2 protein-coding genes are annotated in these 1543 nt (G+C 22.9%); one reads left to right on the top strand and one right to left on the bottom strand.

Translation table 11 applies throughout. The features are described from left to right. Positions 1-61: 61 nt before the first annotated feature. Positions 62-208 (bottom strand): hypothetical protein, encoded by a 147-nt coding sequence (locus CCO88_RS10715; RefSeq protein WP_002793398.1) that lies wholly within the window; start codon positions 206-208, stop codon positions 62-64. Positions 209-572: 364 nt separating this feature from the next. Between CCO88_RS10715 and CCO88_RS08680 the strand changes: the two genes are divergently transcribed. Continuing rightward, entirely contained in the window at positions 573-1469 is an 897-nt protein-coding gene (locus tag CCO88_RS08680) for a DUF6685 family protein (RefSeq protein WP_002793403.1), read from the top strand. Positions 1470-1543 lie beyond the last annotated feature (74 nt).

The raw sequence follows: 1543 nt of genomic DNA, 5'->3' as shown, positions 1-1543 counted from the left end.
AGGGGTTTGAAACGGATTTCTTTTTTATTTGACTTGGGAAAATGCAGACATATATAATATATTATTTTTTGTTATGGTTTTTAATAAAAAACACCATCAAAAAAATCCACATATAATCCGCTAGTCTATAATACCCATCAAATGCATCTTGGGAAAATCTTGCATGTGCTATTTTGTTTCTAGCATTAGAACCATCTTTACAAAACAATAGTCGCAATTCTTTTTATTAATTCATGAAGTGAAAATATATTTTCACATTTATTAAAATCAAGATTAAGCAAATTATTCACAATGTTATATTCTTTTTCTTTCATAGTTAAAACCTTTATAAAATTTTCTAAACTAAATAATTTTTAAAACATAGCAAGAATTATATTCAAGAATAGTTTAAAAATATTTTTTAAGATTTATCATGATTGTAGTTTTTTATAAAATTAATTGCATTGATTGTCTTGATTTTATTAATATTAGATTTTTAATGATTTGTTTATTTTAATGTTTAATTATATCAAAAGCTTTTTTTATATGATTAATATAGAAAGGCTTAATTTATTGGTGGCTGAAGGAATAAAGTGCTAGAAAAAATAAAATTGTATCTGGAAAACTATCGCATTCAAAAGGTATTGTTTGAATTATTAAATTTAGACTTAAAAGAACTAAACTATTCTTGGAATGATAATATTAATTGCTTCTCGTTTTCTGGGGGTATAATTAAGTTATTAAAGTTGAATGAATATTATATAAAATCTTCATTAGTATATATTAAAGATGGACAATGGCTACAAAAGCAAGATGATTTTATTGGTTTACTTAGCAATTTATTTAAACAAGATGAATATAAAGAAATAGATGATTTTGATTTAGGAGTTGTAAAATCAATTTCTTGCTCAAGTTCTAACAACGAAACTAATTATTTTGCTAATATTAATTTATATGAATCTAATATAGATCCTAGAGATATAATTTATTTATTTGGTTTTGATACTTTTCGAGCATTAAATAAAAAGGGTGGATGGGATTTACAGTCATGTATTAAACATTTTCAAGAAGATAAAATTTTAGAATTCACTTATTATGAGTGGGCTGATTGGTATGAATGGAATAATCATAATGGTTCTCATCATTTTGCGGTTGCTTTATACCACTTAAGGAATAACCAAGATAAATATAAAGTTAAAGCTAGGATAAAAATAGAAAAATTAAATCAATATAATTTAAAAAAACTTTTAGAAGAGTATGAAATTTTTATAACCCATGAGGATAATATATATAAAATAAATTCTTTATTTAATCAAATTTTTACAGCACAAGATTATAAAAATTACAAATTAAATAATGATAAGACATATGCAATAGTTTTCAAAAAAAATAAAATAAATAATTTTATTTTAAATATACTAAATAAACTAGATTCAAAGTATTTCTTTTATTGGAATAGGGAATTAAAAAAGCATTCAAATCCAAAATAATGCAAACCAAAAGCCACGCCTCTTTCGGTTCAATGTTTTTTGTTACAATTGTATTAAGCTAAGACTAAGCGTGG

The sequence above is a fragment of the Campylobacter coli LMG 9860 genome, from assembly GCF_000254135.1.
Taxonomy (GTDB): domain Bacteria; phylum Campylobacterota; class Campylobacteria; order Campylobacterales; family Campylobacteraceae; genus Campylobacter_D; species Campylobacter_D coli.
This window is presented reverse-complemented; position numbering and strand designations above follow the sequence as displayed.